The sequence below is a fragment of the Pseudobdellovibrionaceae bacterium genome, from assembly GCA_020635075.1.
Taxonomy (GTDB): Bacteria; Bdellovibrionota; Bdellovibrionia; order Bdellovibrionales; family UBA1609; genus JADZEO01.
On record JACKAM010000001.1, the window covers coordinates 109157 to 127439 of the forward strand.

At 51.8% G+C, this 18283-nt stretch carries 11 protein-coding genes; 5 read left to right on the forward strand and 6 right to left on the reverse strand.

The features are described from left to right. Positions 1-624: 624 nt before the first annotated feature. From H6624_00500 to H6624_00515, 4 genes are all read left to right on the forward strand, one after another. Positions 625-3036: a hypothetical protein gene (locus H6624_00500; protein MCB9082787.1), complete on the forward strand. Its 2412-nt coding sequence runs from the start codon at positions 625-627 to the stop codon at positions 3034-3036. Further along, entirely contained in the window at positions 3033-6197 is a 3165-nt protein-coding gene (locus H6624_00505; GenBank protein ID MCB9082788.1) for a hypothetical protein, read from the forward strand. Before H6624_00500 ends, H6624_00505 begins: the two co-directional genes overlap by 4 nt. A gap of 67 nt (positions 6198-6264) precedes the next feature. Further along, complete coding sequence (locus H6624_00510; GenBank protein ID MCB9082789.1) at positions 6265-7164, forward strand: hypothetical protein; 900 nt, start codon at positions 6265-6267, stop codon at positions 7162-7164. Between the two features lie 675 nt (positions 7165-7839). After that, complete coding sequence (locus H6624_00515; protein ID MCB9082790.1) at positions 7840-8382, forward strand: hypothetical protein; 543 nt, start codon at positions 7840-7842, stop codon at positions 8380-8382. 303 nt (positions 8383-8685) lie between these two features. On the opposite strand, the gene H6624_00520 is transcribed toward H6624_00515, so the two are convergent. The 4 genes from H6624_00520 to H6624_00535 form a co-directional block, all read right to left on the reverse strand. After that, positions 8686-9675, reverse strand: coding sequence for a hypothetical protein (locus tag H6624_00520; GenBank protein ID MCB9082791.1), 990 nt, complete (start codon positions 9673-9675; stop codon positions 8686-8688). Then, positions 9672-10973, reverse strand: a complete 1302-nt coding sequence (locus H6624_00525; protein MCB9082792.1) for a NupC/NupG family nucleoside CNT transporter — start codon at positions 10971-10973, stop codon at positions 9672-9674. Before H6624_00525 ends, H6624_00520 begins: the two co-directional genes overlap by 4 nt. Before the next feature lie 69 nt (positions 10974-11042). After that, positions 11043-13088 (reverse strand): amidohydrolase family protein, encoded by a 2046-nt coding sequence (locus H6624_00530; GenBank protein ID MCB9082793.1) that lies wholly within the window; start codon positions 13086-13088, stop codon positions 11043-11045. Positions 13089-13195: 107 nt separating this feature from the next. Next, positions 13196-14083 carry a hypothetical protein gene (locus tag H6624_00535; GenBank protein ID MCB9082794.1) on the reverse strand — a complete coding sequence of 296 codons (888 nt, stop codon included), beginning with the start codon at positions 14081-14083 and terminating at the stop codon, positions 13196-13198. 282 nt (positions 14084-14365) lie between these two features. Between H6624_00535 and H6624_00540 the strand changes: the two genes are divergently transcribed. Beyond that, entirely contained in the window at positions 14366-16051 is a 1686-nt protein-coding gene (locus tag H6624_00540; GenBank protein ID MCB9082795.1) for a hypothetical protein, read from the forward strand. A 138-nt stretch (positions 16052-16189) separates the two neighbouring features. Here H6624_00540 and H6624_00545 read toward each other — a convergent pair whose 3' ends face one another. Next, the gene (locus tag H6624_00545; GenBank protein ID MCB9082796.1) at positions 16190-16693 is read right to left on the reverse strand and encodes a hypothetical protein; all 504 of its coding nucleotides are present in this window, start codon (positions 16691-16693) and stop codon (positions 16190-16192) included. Between the two features lie 183 nt (positions 16694-16876). After that, on the reverse strand, positions 16877-18190 hold the full coding sequence (locus H6624_00550; protein MCB9082797.1) for a proprotein convertase P-domain-containing protein: 1314 nt from the start codon (positions 18188-18190) through the stop codon (positions 16877-16879). Positions 18191-18283 lie beyond the last annotated feature (93 nt).

Sequence of the window (18283 nt, forward strand, 5' to 3'; positions counted from 1 at the left end):
TTAGTTGTTGGTCCACAAAACCGTGGGCTGCGGTTGTCCGGGGATAGGTCCGATTGCCGAGCCATTCCCGGAAATCCGAATCCTCCGCCGTCACTCAGCCTCCTGCGCCCGCGGCCGATAGGCGCGTGAGGATTTGCGGAGAATGGTCGGCAAAGGACCGACGTCACTGATAAAGGATCTTGTGGACCAACAATTAGGGGGCCAGCTTGAAGGCAGTACACATGAACCCGACCTCTCACATTAATTCAGGCTGGGAGTCCGGAAAACCCTGAAAAGATTTCTGAAGCCTTGGGATTTGAAGGGTTTGGGGGCGGTGGACGCATAAAGGCCCTGTTAAGATCTGAAATTGGAAAAACTTCTCTGTTTTCACCTTATGGGGTGGGATCGGTCCCAAAACGCCCCCGGATCGCGGTGATAATCATTACAAGCCTAATTATATAGAGGACTGCGGCGTGGTAAGGCTGTGGCACGTGGGTTGCTGGACTTCGGAGGCGCCAGTGTCATTTGGTCTCCGGAGGACTCTGCGCAATCCCACTTGGGTAAGACTAAAAGGGAAAACGATTTAGTTAAGGGAAGTTGAAAATTAAGCGAACCGAACCACAGAAACCTTTTGGGGGTCTCTACATGTCGTTGCATAAGCACTTACTCCTGGCTTGTTTGGCAGCAAGTTTCGGAATGACGGGCTGTAATAAAACACCAAAACAATACCAGGCCGATCCGCCTCCCCAGTTTAAGCGGGATCTGAATCAGGTACCGACCAAAGAAAAGCTGGGTGAACCTACCAATCCCGGTGGGGGCATTTCCGGAAATGGCACGGATATCAGTCCCGAGGAGAAAGTCCGACGGATTCGGGAAAACTCCCAAAAGCCCATCGTCTATGGCGTCGATGGCGGTGGTGGGGGCATCACCTTCAAAACTGAATACGGTCAATCCAAAGACATCTTGTCCAAGCCCTTTTATGGTCCGGACGATGATGGCTTGGCCGCCTATGAAGAAAACATTTGGGTCTACTGGCGCAAGGACAAGCCACGCACTCCCTTTGGAATCTTCTTTAATCCAGGCTACCTGGGTAGCATTGACCTTGGCTTGAAAGATGCGAGTAACCAGCCCCGTCTGATTAATATTGCGGACGAGCTGGCTGACCTTTTTGTTGGCGATCCTAGCGGAAAAGAACTGATCAAAAAGGTCTACCGTCATCTTGAGAAGGTGGAAGATCCCTCCTTTGACTGCTTAAAAGCGGGCGTCTGCCAAGTGGACGATAGCGGACAGCAGTTCCTCCAGTTCAGCATGCCTCGCGCGGTGATGTTGTTCTCTCAGGACGACCGTCGTTCATTGTTCCGTATCATTTTGCTGAAGGCTGAAGATCCAGGCAATTTTGCCAATGATGCGGATTTGATCCAGGCTAAGATTCTGATCCCCGCCGGTGAAGGCACTCCTGCTGACTCAATTGGCGTGGGAATGTCTTGGGGCGAGGCCAAAGAGAAAGCCGGCACCGACACCGATAACACCCTCAGCACCAGAGCTTTTGTTAAGGGCTTTCAGGGCTTGGGTGTGGTGATCAGTAAGTCGAGCTTTGATCGCAATTACTTCTTCCCCAGTGCCGACGAAAAACTCAACGGCCTCTACTTCACCAAGGACTTTCAGCACTCCTTGTTGTTCAACGGCAAACAACTAAAGTTAACCAAGAATCTGGACGGTGGCTTGGATGTTTCTCTTGGTTGTGGTGAAGAACAGCCTGATGCGGCTGCGGCACCTGAGGCGAGCTTTCAACCGATGAGTCAAACGATGATGGCTCTCTCAGCACGCAGTGCCGTCACTCTCAACGATGCCGTCAGCATCATGAACGAAGTGAGTGACGCGGAAAAAGAAAAAGAGCGTCTGGCAGCTGAAGTGGCCAAACGCAAACCTTCAGCTTGTTTGGCCACCAAGGTTCCCTTCCTTAAAGAAGAGTCCAAGCTGCAGAAGGACCTGGTTAAAAAACTGGCTCTAGAGCTGATTGGTCAAATGTCGTCTCAGCCAGTGGCCCAGGCCGATAAGGATCAAGTTCTGAAGGCCAAGACCGGAACCATGGACAAGGGTGACAAGCAGTTCTTGTGGTCCTTCACTGGCTTTGATGCTCAGGGCACTAACCGCACCTTTGCAGGTCTTGTCAGTGCTTGGCAGCCGGCCGAGAAATCAGGTATCAACTACGCCTATGAGCTGGACGAGAAGACCGGCAATATCTTTTTGAGTCTTGAGAAGATCACCAATCCTATTGCTGAAATCACCGTACCGGCCACTTTTGAGCCGATTGTCGCTGGTTCGCAAAAGATGGGCGGCTTTGCTCTGGGTGACCAGGTCAAGATTAAGAACATCGACCTGGGCCGCGAGCAGGCGACCTTGGTGGTTGAAAAAGATGGCAAGACCATCGAGACCCGTGTCACCTATGATCCCACTTCTAAAATGCGTTTGCAGTACCTGGATGGCGACAAGCTGAAAGAGGGCGACCAGATCATGGAAGCCGTGGGTACGGAAAATCTGGGTCTTGGACTTCATCGCGTGGCAAGTGAAGGCATAGGTGAGGAACAGGTTCTCACTCTTGAAATTGATGCCATCTCCATCGGTACCAACGGTAAAGGAATCGAAGGCCTGTGCGGTCTGCCCAACTTTAGGGCTGATCTGGGTGTTAAGGACACTCACTTCGTCGCCAGTCTTTTGAAAGCCACCGAGAAGGCCAAAATCGAGTCGATCAAGGCCAAAGAAAAGGACCTGCGGATCCTTAAAAAGATGGAGCGCATTGCCCAGGGTAGTGGTGAAACCATGGACCCTGTTGAAGATGCCCTCACTGAAGATGAAAGAGCCTACAGGGACTATCAGGGCTGTAAGTTTGATTCGCCACTTGATCCCAACGGATCGGGTTTGAATGTTCGCTACTACTTCCCCAACCAGCGCATGTTGTTGTCATTTGACGACACGGACGATTCCGGAATGGATCGTGAGCTGGGAGGATTGACGATCTACAAGAGACCCGAAGAGAAGGTAGGGGGTGCCCAGTGAAATCTTTTAAATTAATTCTCAGCATTTCCGTTCTGGCTCTTCTTGCCTCCTGTGCTCAAGAGCGTCCGATTGAGAAGAAGCCCGATCCCGAGAAGGAGCGTCTGTTTAAGCCCTTCTTTACCGGAACTCAGGATATCTCGCCATTGAACGGACAGAGTCGTCAGGGAACCACTTGGCTGGCCAAGACCACGGTGACCAAAACCAGTGAAGCCGGTGGCTTTGCCTTTGTTGGCTGGCAGAGTGATCTGAAGGCCGGGTATTTTGACTTTACCAAGGATAGTCTACGCCTGTATTCGGCTGTTACTCCTTATCAAAGAGGTGGGGCGGCTGAAGACAACCTGATTAACTCTTGGCCGATTAAACACTCTGAGTTAAGGCTGCGTGAATCCGATGGTAAGGTATCCAATGTTGAAGAAGAAGATCCTTACAAACCTTGGGAGCAAAAGAACTTTTTCACCGTCAACTGGGCCAACTCGAATGTTAAGGAGGCGGCTAGCTTTCCTTATCAGATCGCCATGGCCCAGATGTTTGACTGCTGGATGAAGGCTGATGCTAATCTTTTGCCCGAGTCCTTAGTGACCTCCGAGGATTACATTTCCTTTACCATTCGCACGGACTACGTTCAGGTGGGCTTATGTTCCGATGAGATTCGCAAACATGCACGGGGTTTGTTTTCATATACTGTGGATTACACCTATTCCTTTAAGCGCATGGAAGACACCGGCTACAAGCCTTACGTCTATGCGGGTGAAGAAGATCCTCTCATGTCCAAGTACGGTTATTTTCAGACCGTGGTCGAGAGCATCAACCCTGAAGATGGTCGCTTCAAAAACCATATTGTGATGAATCGCTGGGCTCCAGATAAGACTCACACCTATTATTTTGCCGATGACTTTCCAGAGGAGTACAAGTGGATCTTCAATCACCCGAAGCACGGTGTGATCGCCAAGACCAACAAGTTGTTTGAACGTAACGGCCTGAAAACACGATTTACAATTGAGGATGCCGGAGATAAAAAATTTGGAGACCTACGGTACAGCTTCATCAAGTTGATCGAAGAGATCGATGACAATGCACCGCTTGGCTATGGTCCGACTGATGCGAATCCTTTCACCGGTGAAATCGTCGCTGGTAACGTGATGTTATGGACGGGTTACCTGAAGTTTTATCTGAAGGTTTTGAAGGATCAGGTGAAACATGAAGAAGACCGCTATGCAAAATCGAGCATCTTCCGTGAAATGAAGAAAGCTCTGGAGCAGGATGATCACAAGACTTGGACCCAAACTGCAGCGGCTGTTCAGTCGGGAACTAAGTCCGGTGATGCCTTCCGCGCATTGTTGCCTGAATTCACATTTGGCTACCCAGGGTGGGCGCGCTTCACTTGGCGCTCTTCTTTTGGCAATGGAAATGGCGGTAATCGGGCTTACCCGGGTGCTCTCGGCAAAGAGGTGAGCACCAACGTGGCTGCCACCTCAGTAGCCGTGGACCAGGATGTCTTTCGCTTTCAAGATCTGAAGGAACTGGAAGAGCTGATGAGCCGTGACCGTGGTGCTGCCATCGAGGCCTTAAAGGCCACTCAGCTCTGGGCTCGCCGTGCCATTCATGAGGACACTCACCGCCACGTGCGCGACACCACTGTTTACGCGGTTGATAGCGCGCTTAGCGACGGCATGAAGATGTTGTTGGATGGAAAGTCTCCCAAGCAGATTTTGGAGACTCTTCTTTATCGTGTGGCCATACATGAGTTTGGTCATAACCTGAATTTGAGACATAATTTCTATGGTTCTGTGGATAAGAAAAACATGCGTCCGCCGATCCCCGCCTTTGACGAAAAAGGAGATCCCTTGATGGTCGAAGGTCCCAACGGAGAGCCTGTTCAGCATCACTATGTTCAGAATACCTCTTCGGTGATGGAGTATCTGTCTTTGCGTGATGAGATGCATCTGCAGTTTGACTGGGAACCCTATGATGAGGCGGCTCTGGTCTATGCTTACAGCTCGGATGATCCGGGTAAAAAGATTGATCTTTCTAAGAAGAACCATACCCAGTATCTGTTCTGCACCGATGAACACCGGGTGCTGAATGCTATGTGTAACGTGTGGGACCATGGTTCCACTCCGACAGAGATTGTTCAGTCACTAGTTGAAACCTACGAAGATCGTTATCGTTCAAGCAACTTGCGCTATGACAGGGCTTACTGGAACACATTGGGCTATCCTTCGCGGATCTTCAGCACCATGTTCCAGATGAAGAAGTTCCTGCTTTTGTGGCGGACGGCTTTTAATGACAACAATATCCAAGACAAGCTGGGTACTAAGCTTGGAATCGATGAGACCGAAGAAATTCGCGAAATCTCTGAACCCATCCGCGAGGAAATGGTTCAGGCAGTGAAGCTTGTGATTGCCTTTTACAACTCGGTGATCCAGCAGAGTTCCTCGGACCGTCACTGGCGGGACGAGTTCAGCCCCTTCACCGGTGAGCAGACACGCATTGGTATTATCTGGGATAAGATCTTTGCCATGCTCTTCCTCATGGGTGACGAGAGCTTCACTTACAACCCGAACCAGTACATGGCCTATGCGTCCTTCCTGAGCTACATCCAGGATGACGACGGTATGTATGGCGATTTTGGTAACCTCATGGAGAAGATCCTAGAAAACATGCTCACTGAGCGTGTGGACATGGAGCCTTGGTTTATTGGTTTTGGTCGGACTCTGTACGCATTGAACGCCTACAACCTGACCAACCTGCGCAATGCTCAGTTGATCCACAAGCTGCGGGTGGCCTGTTACTCTCCGGAAACCCTAAAGGCCAAGTTGGGCGTGGACCCGAATGCCTTTGTTGATCCTGAGAAAGAGGACGCTGAACCTGAGATTCTCGATTCAACTTTGCTCGACATGAGCAAAATGAGTCCCAATGCCATTAAGGATGACTACTTCAGTCTCCGTCACGGTACGGCCCGCTTGGGAATCGTGCGGGTTGATGGCAAGTACTATGTTACTCATGAGACTCGTAACTCAGTAGCCTTTAATATCATGTGGAACATGATCCAGCAGGCGAAGCGTTTTGGCAGTAGCCAGAACACGGACAAAGACGACTTGTTGGAGATCTTCCGGTTGTACAACCTGGTTGTTCACCGCAAGATTCCTGAGTGTCAGTGATCTGAGGGTTTGTTTAGCTGGCCTCCCGGTTCTTGATAGCGCCGGAGGCCCTCAACTCGAGGCTTGAATGACGATTTTGAGATTGATTTTTTCCACTGTGGCGATTTTCGGCCTTCTGGCATCATCGGCTTTTGCTGAAACGCCAGCTCCCGAAACAACTGCTGGGGTGCAGACCCAAGTGAAAAAGGACGAGGAGCCCAAGTCTCCTTGGTCCGCTGGCGTCTCGGCCTCATACAATGGTGGTTTCCGTGACGACATTGACCCTTACATGTTCTATGAACTGTCTGCGGGTTATAAGTTGTCGGATTCATCTTCATTGAGTGTGATCCAAGGGATCACCCAGTTGTCTTACGTGTACCAAGGTCAGTCCGAATTTCAGTCGTCAGACACATCCTTTGCCTTGTCGCGCACATTGTCCAAGGACTTTTACGGAATGAGCCTGAGTGGAAAGTTTAAGCTCACTTTGCCGACTTCAGAGTTGTCTCAACGGGCCGATATTCTCACTAAGCCAGGTCTCTCGTTTAAGCTTTCCGACAAATTTTTTGATGACAAGCTGACTCTGGGTGCAACTGTCTTTGGAACCTATTATCTCAATCGCTACAAAACGACACCAACTCTCTATGGAGCCAATGGCGGTCGTCCTTTGCGCCACTGGACTACCGGATTGTCACTGTCTTCAGGTTACAAGCTCAACGATAAGATCAGCCTCTCGGGATCAGGTGGGTATTCCTACCTGGTCTATGAAGAGGTGGGCTTTAAAAACAGCTTTAGTGCCTTGGGATTGCGCAATCCTCCTGTCCACCGCTATACCTTCAGCCTCGGTGCCGACTATGCCTGGAACGACAAGTTGTCCTTGTCAGCCAGCTATGGTCAGGACAGCCAGGTGGAGAAGATGGGGGGGCTGGAGTTGGTGGTCTTCGACGAGATGGTGACGGAGTGGTCCGTTGGCGCCTCCTACTCCTTCTAATTCGGCCGGTGAAAAGGGTCCATCTCCTTCGTTAAGCGGGCTCTCGCTCGTTCCAACGTACCAGTAAGTACGCCTGCACTCGCTCGACCCCGCTTGCCTTGGATCTGAACCCTTTTGACCAGCCTCGGAATCACGGCATTTCTATTGAGCTTCCGGCCTCCTGCGATCAACAAGCTTAAAACCTCAGACATACGTTTGGCAGCAGCGCTCTCGCTCAGAGCGCAGCACCAAGCCGAACTCGGTTTTAAGCATATTGATCCTCCGGAGCCCGGCCCCTCAGTCTCGGAAATGGCAATTGCTTTGTACCTGGCGTTCTCAAATGTTGAGCCACAAAACTGTGTGCTGCCTTTGTCCGGGAATAGGTCCGATTGCCGAGCCATTTCCGTGAATCCGAATCCTCCGCCGTCGCGCATGGGCGTATCCGAGGCGCAGCAGCAAAGCTGATGCGACCCGAAGACGCGCCTGCGCCCGAAAGGCGCGTGAGGATTTACGGAGAATGGTCGGCAAAGGACCGGCTCCCTGATAAAGGATTTTTTGGATCAACAATTAGGAACCTTTTTGACCAATCTGTGAAGGGGAGGTTATGGGGCGGTGTTCTAGATTCGGGTGGGGATTGCTGCGCGTTGACTCTTGGGGGGTGCTCACTTATTTTTGGGGGCTAAAGGAGAACTGGTCATGAATAAGTCCTATCGTATTTTTCTTCTGAGTGCTCTTGTCCTGTTGGCAGCCGCAAGTCGTTGGCTTCCTCATCCGCCTAATTTCACACCCTTGATGGCGATGGCTCTTTTTGCCGGTGCATTGTTCCGCGACCTGCGTTGGGCACTGGTGGTTCCCGCTCTCGGCATGCTGATCTCTGATTTTGGACTGGGCTTTCATGACCAAATGCTGCCCGTGTATGTGAGCCTCATTGCCGGCGTTGGTATCGGCCGCTGGGTGGGCAGTAAGGGTGAAGGAGCAGCTCCTTTGGCCAAGCGTCTTCCCTTTGGAATTCTGTCTTCCAGTTTGGTGTTTTTCACCCTCTCCAACTTCTTCGTTTGGGCCTTTGCTGGGCTTTATCCCCGCACTGGAGCTGGATTGGTCCAATCCTATGTGATGGCCATTCCCTTCTTCCACAACGAGTTGTTGGGTAACCTCTTCTACAGCGGAGTTCTCTTCGCAATTTGGGCAGCGGCCAAGAAATTTGCTCCTGCCGAGTGGACAGAAGCCGTCCGCGGGTAATTGGTAAAATCCGGCCCCTTTATTGCTGATCTCAGCATCAAGACCCTGTCTTGGCTGGCCGAACTCCTGCGATCAATACGCTTAAAACCTCAGACATACGTTTGGCAGCAGCGCTCTCGCTCAGAGCGCAGCACCAAGCCGAACTCGGTTTTAAGCACATTGATCCTCCGGAGTCCGGCAGCTTCCAGATCGGGCTCTGGAAATGTCTTCGACCAAGGCCTTCGCAGCCCGGCGACAGGGGTCCTTGGGTTTTTAGCTGGCAGGGGTGGTGGAGAGTGAGACCAACAATTAAGGGGTCCGTTTTTAAAAACCTGGCGGTAGGGGCGGGTCCCCGAGGCCGGTGGTTTGGTAGAGGTGAGTAAGCAGATCCCGGCGCATTTGGGTCCAGGTCTTGGGGCCAACCGCTTCCTGGCTGATAATCAAATGATGGATCTTGTCCTTGAGAGTGGACTCTTTATTGGAGACCTCTTTTAGCTGCCAATTGGTCAGCTTGTGTTTTTCTATAAAACTTTTGATGCCTGAAGGGCTGACCAATTCGTCCTTGGGATCGATCATTACCAGGGTGGGAATATTGTAATCAGAATCTGCATGATGGTGAAGGCTGTCGATGGAGCGAAACAGGCTGCGGTAGTGTTTCATCTTTGCGCCTGGGTGCCAACGGTAGGCAGCCGGACTCCAGCTGTTGAGATAGTACTCATCGCCAAATAGAAAAAAGGCCTTCACAAAATAAGAGTAAAAGCGCAGGGAAATGGCTGGCGCAAAAAGCACCATGGAGTCCACCTTGAACAGCGACTCGGTTTTTTGTCCGACAATGTCCAGATAAAGAGCTGCTGAAAGGGAAAAGCCCACAAAAACCAAAGGAACTGATTTACTGCGGGCACTTTGAGAGGCCAAACACAAAGTGGCTCTTAAGTGGCCCATCCAGGCCGTGTAGGGGTCGCTGCCATCGTCAGGAAGGTATCCCCGATGACCAGGTAGCCCCACCTGATAGACTTCGGCTCCGAGGGTTCTGAGAGCCGAGGTGACGTCGGCCATCTTGCTCGGACGCAGGTTTAGACCGTGGGCAACGACGGCGACTAAAGCGGGACCGTAGTTGGCGGGGAGGATTTGCGTTTTTTCCAATTGGGTGGCAGGGTCGTCCTCTTGGGGACGTAGATCCTTGATTTTCAGGTCTTCCTTGTCAGTACAATATTGGAGTCCATAAGTTGGGTCCTCAGAGACACCGGCGGCTAAAGAGGAAGGTGCCGCAAAGGTAAGTAACATCAAGAGGCCAAAAGATCGGCAAAACTTCAAATTAAGATTCCTGCAATGGTGGCCGTAAGAAAAGCGGCCAAACTTCCCCCTATTACAGAACGAATTCCCAACTCTGCCAAGTCCGATTTTCGAGTTGGTGCGATCCCGCCAATGCCGCCAATTTGAATGGCAATAGACGAGAAGTTGGCAAATCCGCATAGGGCGTAGGAGAGAATCACCACTGAGCGATCACTGAGATGGCTGGCCAGCTGAGAGAGGTGCAAATAGGCGACGAATTCATTGAGAACAATCTTTTCCCCAAGCAGGGTGCCGGCAACTCCGGCCTCTTCCCAGGGAATGCCCATGATCCAGGCCATGGGGGCAAATATCCAGCCGAGCACCACTTCAAAAGTCAGCTCAGGCACTTTGTCGCCGCGGATCAGGTGAGGGACAGCGTCGACCCCCCAGGTTTCAAATCCAATCCATACCCCGACAGTCTTAAACACAGCATTGATCAGGGCGATCAGGGCGATAAAGGCCAACAGCATGGCCGCCACATTGAGGGCCAGACTTAAGCCTTCTCCAGCACCACGGGCTGCCGCCTCAATGAGATTGCGATCTACCTTTTCCTTGGAACCTTTGGGGATGGAACCTAAAGTCTCAGGTGTTTTTGTTTCAGGAATGAGCAGTTTGGCAATAGCCAAAGCTGCAGGTGCTGACATCACACTGGCAGTGAGCAAGTGACCGGCAATGTCGGGGATGCGATCTTTGAGCAGCATGACATAGGCTGCCATCACACCACCGGCAACCGTGGCCATTCCGCCCGTCATCACCGCCAAGAGTTCCGAGCGGGTCATGGTGGCCACATAGGGGCGAACCACGAGGGGGGCCTCCGTTTGTCCGACAAAAATATTGGCGGCCACCGACAGGGACTCTGCCCCACTGATTCCCATGGTTCTTTGCATGACCCAGGCAATACCGCGAACAATGATTTGCATGACTCCCATGTGATAGAGAATCGCCATGAGAGAGGCCATAAAGATAATGGTGGGCAGAACCTGAAAGGCAAAGATAAAGCCCGACTTTTCAAAATCGAGAAGTTGACCAAAGATGAAGCGGCTGCCTTCTTCGGTGAACTTGAGCAGGGCAATGATAGCATCATTGGCCCAGACAAACAGGTCGTGAAGAAGTCCCTGGTAGCCGAGAGCAGGAATTCCCAGGACCAAAAGAGCTAACACCACTTGCAGGATCATTCCCCAGCCAACCAGCTTCCAGGAGATCTTGTTGCGTTTTTCGGACAACAGAAAGGCCAACAAAACAAAAACAATAATTCCTGCGACCCCGATAAATCTATCCACGGATTTTCCCCTCTACTGCGGTTTCCACACCTAGCTGCCTACCAGAGCCTTATGGCTCTGGGAAGCTCTTTACCAGATCATCATGTCAAATGGGTGCCAATTGTCCTTTAGGTTGGACTCCCGGCGTCGGTCCTTGCGCAGTTTCTTGTTCTCCGGCCACTCTTCAGGAATGAAGGTGAAAAACCGCTCACGATAGACTTTGTCCTCGCAGGCAAACAGGGTGTCCAGGGTCCAGTGGTCGGCTGAGCCGCCAAAGTTGGAGTCGATCTTGTCCTGCAAGTGAGCTTGGAGTTCTTGTGCCGAATCCAGATCCGGCTCAGGGAGTTCACGCAGCCACAAGGCCTTCTGCTTTTCACAGGGCTCACCCACCTGGGCTCCTTTAAAGGGCAATAGCTCCAGACTGTCAGCGGTGCCAAATTTCTTCTGCACCTGAGCCATCCATTCGATTTCCCCATACATGGGGTGACCGGCGATCACCACCAACTGGATATCCCGTTGGTATGAGGTCACAAGATCGTGGTAGCCCGTCCACTCGACGTCATCATAGAGAGGCTGGTTGCGGCGGCGGACGACCGTGAGATTGGCCCAGTGGCCTTTTTTTATTAATCCATAGTTGTCCAGTCCCACGGCCTTGGCCGCGTTGACTGTCGTCATGTCGGCAATGGCTTTGGCTGGAACCTTGAGGCCTCTAGCGCGAATGTATTCCCAGGCCAGGCGCATTTCATCAAGAAGACTTTTGCTGCCAGTGGGCGACCAGTCCGGACCCATGGCCACGTTGACGCCCTTTTTTAGAGCCATTTCGATATTCATGGTTTCGCCATAGAGGAGCAGATTGGAAAAGGGCGACCACACCAGGGTGACGTCGTTGGCCGCGGCATTGGCAAAGTCCTCTTCGGTCATGCCCACGCCGTGAACGAGAATGGTGCCGGGTTGGGCCAGGTCCATGCCTTGGTAGTAGTCGTATTCATTTTTTGTGTAGTCATCGTCGGGATGACCTTCAGCGATGTGAGTGACGAAGGGGAGAGCATCTGGGTCTCGCAAGCGGGCAATGATATCCCGTCGAGTCTGCTCCAAGCCGCCGGCATATTTGCGTTCTGCACGGGGAAGATCATAGACGCCGTTTTCCGCAATGTAGCGCCAGGCCTCATTTTCTGTCCGCGAGGCTTTCAAGTAGCCACTCTTACGAGAGTCTCCGTACATCCATGAAATCCAATCGGTGATCTGTCGGCTACGGAAAGAAAATGGACTGGCTTCCAGTTGGGAACGCAGAAACTCCTGCTCCTTCTTAACTGAGGAAAAGTTTTGTCCATCCAGGGACTTTGCCAAAATCATTCCTTTTCCAGAGCCAAAGGTCAGGATAGCGCCATTCTCTAGCGTGTGAGGTTGGTTTTGAAAACTGCTGACCCATTTGTCGAATTCGTGTTCCATGACAAAGACTTCATAGGCCTGATCGTAGGTCATGCCGGACTTGATGCGCGGAAGGATGTGGCGGAGATAAACTTTGCCAACCAGAGCCGGCTGGAGAACTTCAAATGAGTTTTTAAGACCACGGTTCTTGCCCAATTCACCTGGAATCTCCACGTTGAGGGGGCCAAAGTTGCGGGCACAGTCCCAAGCGGAAATGCCACCTACGCCGGCGATCGCTGTCACACCAGAAACAACGGCTTTGAGTTCCGCCCAGCGGGTGGCGGCACAGGGTTTGTCTTTAAAGGGCCGAATGCGCTTTTTGACCTGGGCATAGGGTGCATATTCACTGCGCCACTCAAAGCGGCTGTTGAATTGGCCTTTGGCTTCGGGCCACAGGGGTAGAATATTGTAGAGCAAATGGTTGTGAAGATCCACCAAACCTGGAAACAGCCAGTCGTCAGTTTCAATCACTAAAGTTTTGCTTGAGGCCCGGGGCTTTTTCTTAAGGACACCGGTGATGGTGTCGTCCTTGATGCGCACCCATACTTTTTTGTCGGGACTTTCTGGAAGGTAGCCGCCGATGTACCAGACGCCATCGTGAGTCGGTAGATCCGGGCGACGGGTGGGGGGAGCGGCATGGGCCTCAATGTAGGCAACAAGTCCAAACAGTAGAGCGATCAAGGCCAGCTTGGAGAGACGGCGGATCATGGAGTTCCCCTTCTTCAATTTTGGTTGATAAGGAATTGATAGTTCACCAGGGCCCAAGCCGCCAGTTTCAGAGGGAAAATTGGGATCTTTTCAATAGGGGTCAGGAATTATTTCCCGGGCTTTTCAGCTCTTTGGTGGAGCAAATGGGCCAGTCGAGCCGGACTTTCCGGGGCATAGTCGAGGAAGAGCTGGGGCTCGATCAGCTCCAGCTCAATTAGGAGCCATTTGAGTTGATCCGGGTGGGGAATGACGTCCACTCGGGCATAGAGGGGGCGCTCTTCGAGGAGGGCCAGAATGTTAAGACCGTGCTGAATGAGCTGAGTGTCGGGAGTGAAAATTTTTGTGTGTCCCCCATGCTCCTCCTGGACGCGGAAGTCCCCGCCGCGCGGGCGTTTCTGCACAGCGTGGGAGTACTCACCTCCCAAATAGACAAGGGAAATCTCCCCCTGATCCGCCACTGCGGGCAGATACTCCTGGATCATAAAAGGACCCCAGTCCTGCGCTTGGTAGGACTCTTTGATTTTCTCCCAGTCCTCGATCTGGTGTAGGAGGTGAGTGCCACGGGCACCGGCTGAAACCTGGGGTTTCAACACCCAGGACTTGGCTGGACTTCCCGGCGGCCACAGCAGTCCCGGTTGTACTTCACTCACATCTTCGAACCAAAAGCTCAATGGGATATTGACCCCTTCCAATTCCAAATCTCGCAAATAGGACTTGGTCCCGTTCCAGCGAATCAGGCGGTAGGGGTTGTAGAGGGGAACCTGGGAGTACTCCACATCTTTGAGAGTCTGCAGAAAGTCATCCAGGTGTTCGGTGTAATCCCAAGTGGTGCGGACCAAAACTCCGCCTTGGTACTGGCTGGGGTTTTCCAGCCTTTGCCAGGGCACAAAGTCCACCTGGTGGCCCAAATGATTCATGGCCTTAATCAGCAGCTGATCCTCGCGGATTGGGGTCGAAAGATCCTCACTGGTTAAAAAGGCAAAGAGTGTTCCCATATTGTTGCAGGCTACTTCGGCTTTTTAGAGATGGCAAGAGTTCGACAGTAACCTTAAAGACTCTTAATCATTCATTTCTACCCCGAAAATCTGTATCAGAGTGAGACACTCCGCAAGTTCGGTGACCATTTTTGCCTCTTTAATATGATACAATTTTGGCTGGAGGGTGTCTCAACTAAAGTCATATTGGCCGTCTCCGATATATATAGAGCAAGGTATGACTCTCCAAATTCTGACCTTTGACGCTAAAAGTTTCGAATTTTTTCCGGTGGAGGAAAATTCATGAAAACCCTAGTCCCTTTTAATGTGTGTAGGGCGAAGGCCGTTGCTGCTATTTGCTTTGCCCTGGTGTTCGTTTCTTTTTCAGGCCAGGCTGTTGCGACGGAGACCCCCGAAACTAGTGGAGGAATTGCTCCTCCCGCAATGCCCAAGAACGCAAATGGTTATGGTAAAGAGGTTTACCAAAACGATTGTGAGAAGGCTGGGTATGAAGCTTACAACAGATGTATTGTGAAAACCAATGCCAATGTGAATGCTCTAGGATCTTGGGCCCTTCCAGCTTGCTCTTCTGGATCAGGAATCAATAACAATTCTGGTGAAGGTAGTTGTGTATCGGATTTTGGTAAGCAATCAAATGCTTACTTAGCTCAAGAGTGTACAGCTGCCGGAAGGGATTGTGTCTCGAAATGCCAAAAGGCTTCCCAGAAACTAAGTAAAATGGCTCAAGACAAGGTTCCTTGTGCTAATTCTACATCTCAACAGGCGGCTCAGTGTAAAACTGATGGAGAAGCGGCATCGACAAATGCGAGGGTGGCGTCGGAAGGGGCTAATGTCTGCGGTGAGTATTTTGCCGATATCGTAAAACGATCTAGCGGACAAACAGCTCATATGGGTGGAGCAGGTCAACAGTATGGAGATGTTGGTGATAAGACCCGATCAGTAGCCGCGACAGGAGCATCAAACTACCCCCAACTGGGTGGCCCAGACGGAGCAAAGGGTGAAAAAGAGGACGACGGCATGAACCCTTGGATGGCCGGTGCCTTAGGTGCCGGTGTCGGTGGTTTGGCCGGCTATATGTTTGGTAAGAAAAAGGGCGAAAAAGAAGGCTACAAAAAAGGCAAGAAGGATGGTGAAAAAGGCGACGACGATGATGATGACGACGATGACGACGACGAAAGCGCCAGCAACACTTGTGACTCGGAAGAGTCAGCGACCTTGCCGAACTGTCAGGAGTCCTTTCTTGTGAAGTGTGATCAAGACCCGACTGCCACTGGCTGCTCGGCCTTTACTTCTCACTATTGTGATAGCACCGGGACCACTCAGCCCAATGCGGCTTTCTGTCGCAAACAGGCGGCTCACAACTATTGTTCACAGAGCGACAGCGCCAATCGCAATAACTGTCCCAGTTGTCGCGAACTTGCTAACAACTTCTCTGGTCAATATTCGCCTGAGGATTTGGCCAACTCCTGTTCTCTTTGTACCAACGACCCTATCTGTACCGCCAACGGTGGAGCCTTGTACGCTTATCAAAACCAGTATGGATCGGCACCCGGTAGTAATCCGCTGCCGAAGGCGGTATTGCCAGCGGGCGGAGCCGGAGCGGGGAGCACCACTTCCAATGTAGATCCGAGTCAGCGCTATTCGGACAACACCTCTTCACCTGGGCGTCAGCCGTCAGGTGAACAAAATGGTCAAAATGGTGTCGGCGGTAATGGTGGCCAGGGTAGTTTCCCCGGATTTGGCGGTGGAAATGAAACTGGCAGTGGGAGCGGTTCTGTGTTTGCCGCCAATACCACTGGGCAGAGAGTGGGCGCCAATCAAGTGGGAATAGCCAGCTCCTTTGGGCACAGCAATTTCCGCATCCACTCCCAGGTGATCCAACGTTCCTGTCAGCGTGGCACCATGGTGGGCTGCGGACCCTTGGCAGGTGTGCAGGCCGGCGGTGGTGGGACATCCGGAGCTCAGTAATCAAGATTTTAGATATTGAACATAAAAAAAGGAGCCATCTTGGCTCCTTTTTTTTGCCCCTTTTTGACTGGCCCCGTCCTGGCGCCGTCCCCACATAAAGACTTATCAACAGGTCACAAAACCAAACTTCAATCTAAACTAGGAATCGTCTCCCAGGTCTGAATCCTGTTTTTCCTTCCCAAGGGAAGTGGGCGTTTCCTTCTTTTCCAACTTCCAACCATTGAGCTGGTTGGCGATGATCTTTAGATCCATCAGGTAAGGTTCGCATAAGGGAACTCGACTGAGAGTTTCCTTTTGAGAGCCGGACAAAACGGGTACCTTGGAATCATTGAGGGTTTCAATGATAAAGGGTAACTCCATCAAATAGCCGGCTTGGAGTTCAATATCCTGATCCACCTTTTTGCAGTCCGCATTGCGGGCGCGCATAACAAAGGCGTTGGCATCATTTAGTGGTGTATCAAAGATCGCAGCAATTTCACTTGGACTGGCCTCAGTGAATGTTCTCAAGCGACCTCGGTCATCTTTCATTGTCACGACGGTACGCTCATCGGTTGGCGCGGGCGTCGGTGTGGTTTTACCACTCGCGATCAATCCTGTAGACACAGCAGCAACAATGGATACAGTTTTCCATCCCAATCTCATAAACAGTCCTCCCTGGACACGCATTGTCTAGTTTACCGCCATTCGTCGGGCTTACACACTATCCCTCTCAATACGAGGCACAAATTCTTTAGGTTTATGAGTCATTTTGAGAAAGCGACCAACTAATTGACGAAATGGACTGCTTAGTAGATTGACACTATAAGAAGGGCATTTGCCCCGTATTCACGGGGCAAATTGCAACTGAAAGGATTGAATGGAGCCCACATCCCGGCGGGCATGATCAGAGACTCGTAGAGTCCAGGTGCCCGTAGCACTCACTGCTGAGAGTGGGGCAAGATCTTCGGCACTTTCCAGATCGGCACCAAAAGTTCCATTGATGTCATCTTTGGAGCCACCGCTGCGATTGTGCAGTAGTACTTCCGTTCCATCGGGAGCAGTCAGGCTTACGCGTAAATCGCCGCGCCAGGAGTGGTCAATTTTCACATGCGCTAAGACCCTTCGGCCTTCGGGTGCGCGATCAGCCTCCACCTGGGCCACAACTCCCTGTGGCTGGTTGTCAGGAATAGGGACGGGACCAGCAAATGAAACTTGATAGGTTTCGGGTTCTCCTCCGCCGCCTCCGCCACTGGTTTGCAGAGCCTCCACGACGTAGGAAATTTTGGTCACGTCCTCACCGCGACAGCCCGAATCACTGCATTGGTAGGAGACTCGGCAGCCACCGCGAGACTGGAAGTCGGTTTCCCCGCGAACGAGAATCCCTTCAACCTCACCGGTTTGCGCATTGAACACTGCGGATCCGGAATTGCCTCCATAGGTGTCCAGATTGGCAGAGAAGAATTCTGCACTCACCGAACGTACTTTGGCTCCTCCGGCCACCTTCACCGGTAGTCCGGCTGGATGACCGATGACAACGAGTTCCTGCTCGTCGGCGATGGTTCCCTGTCGGCGCAGTTCCAGCACTGGTCTTCCCATAACTGGCCGATCCAGTCGAACCACGGAGTAGTCGCGACCGCCATTACCTACATCCGACTGAATGATATCGACACAGGAGTACACCTGAGTTTCATCGACGGACTCAGTTTGGATGCCAGGGGCAGTTACCGCAAAGCCAAAAACAAATTTGGTGTTGCGACAATCACTGGCTGAGCGAATACAGTGTCCGGCGGTGGCGATGGCATCCGGTGCCACGAGAAAGCCGGAACAAAAGGCTGCGATCTTTTGCTCGAAGTAAGGTTCGCTTCGGCAGAGGCCGTAGGCTGAGCCAAACTGCATCGATTGGATTTTGTAGCTGCCGTCAGTCTGCCTTTGCAGATCTCGGCTCTGCATTAATGCCACCGTGCTGGCGGCTAAGTCCAACAGCAGTGGGTTTTGTACCTCGTAGAGATCCCGGCGGTCATCTGAGCCATATATGACATCTGGCTTAATGACCTTAGGGTCTTCTCCTGTTTGTTGGTGTTGTCGTGGAACACTTGATTGGTCACAAGATACCAGTAAAGCGGCCGTGACCATGGCCGCAAGTAGGCGTCGCTCCCCCATTTTTTTCCCCTTCCTTGGAACCGGAAAAGCTCAAAACCCCCCATCCTAGAGAGTCTTGCTTTGGTCCAGTCCCCATGTGTGTGGACACATGGG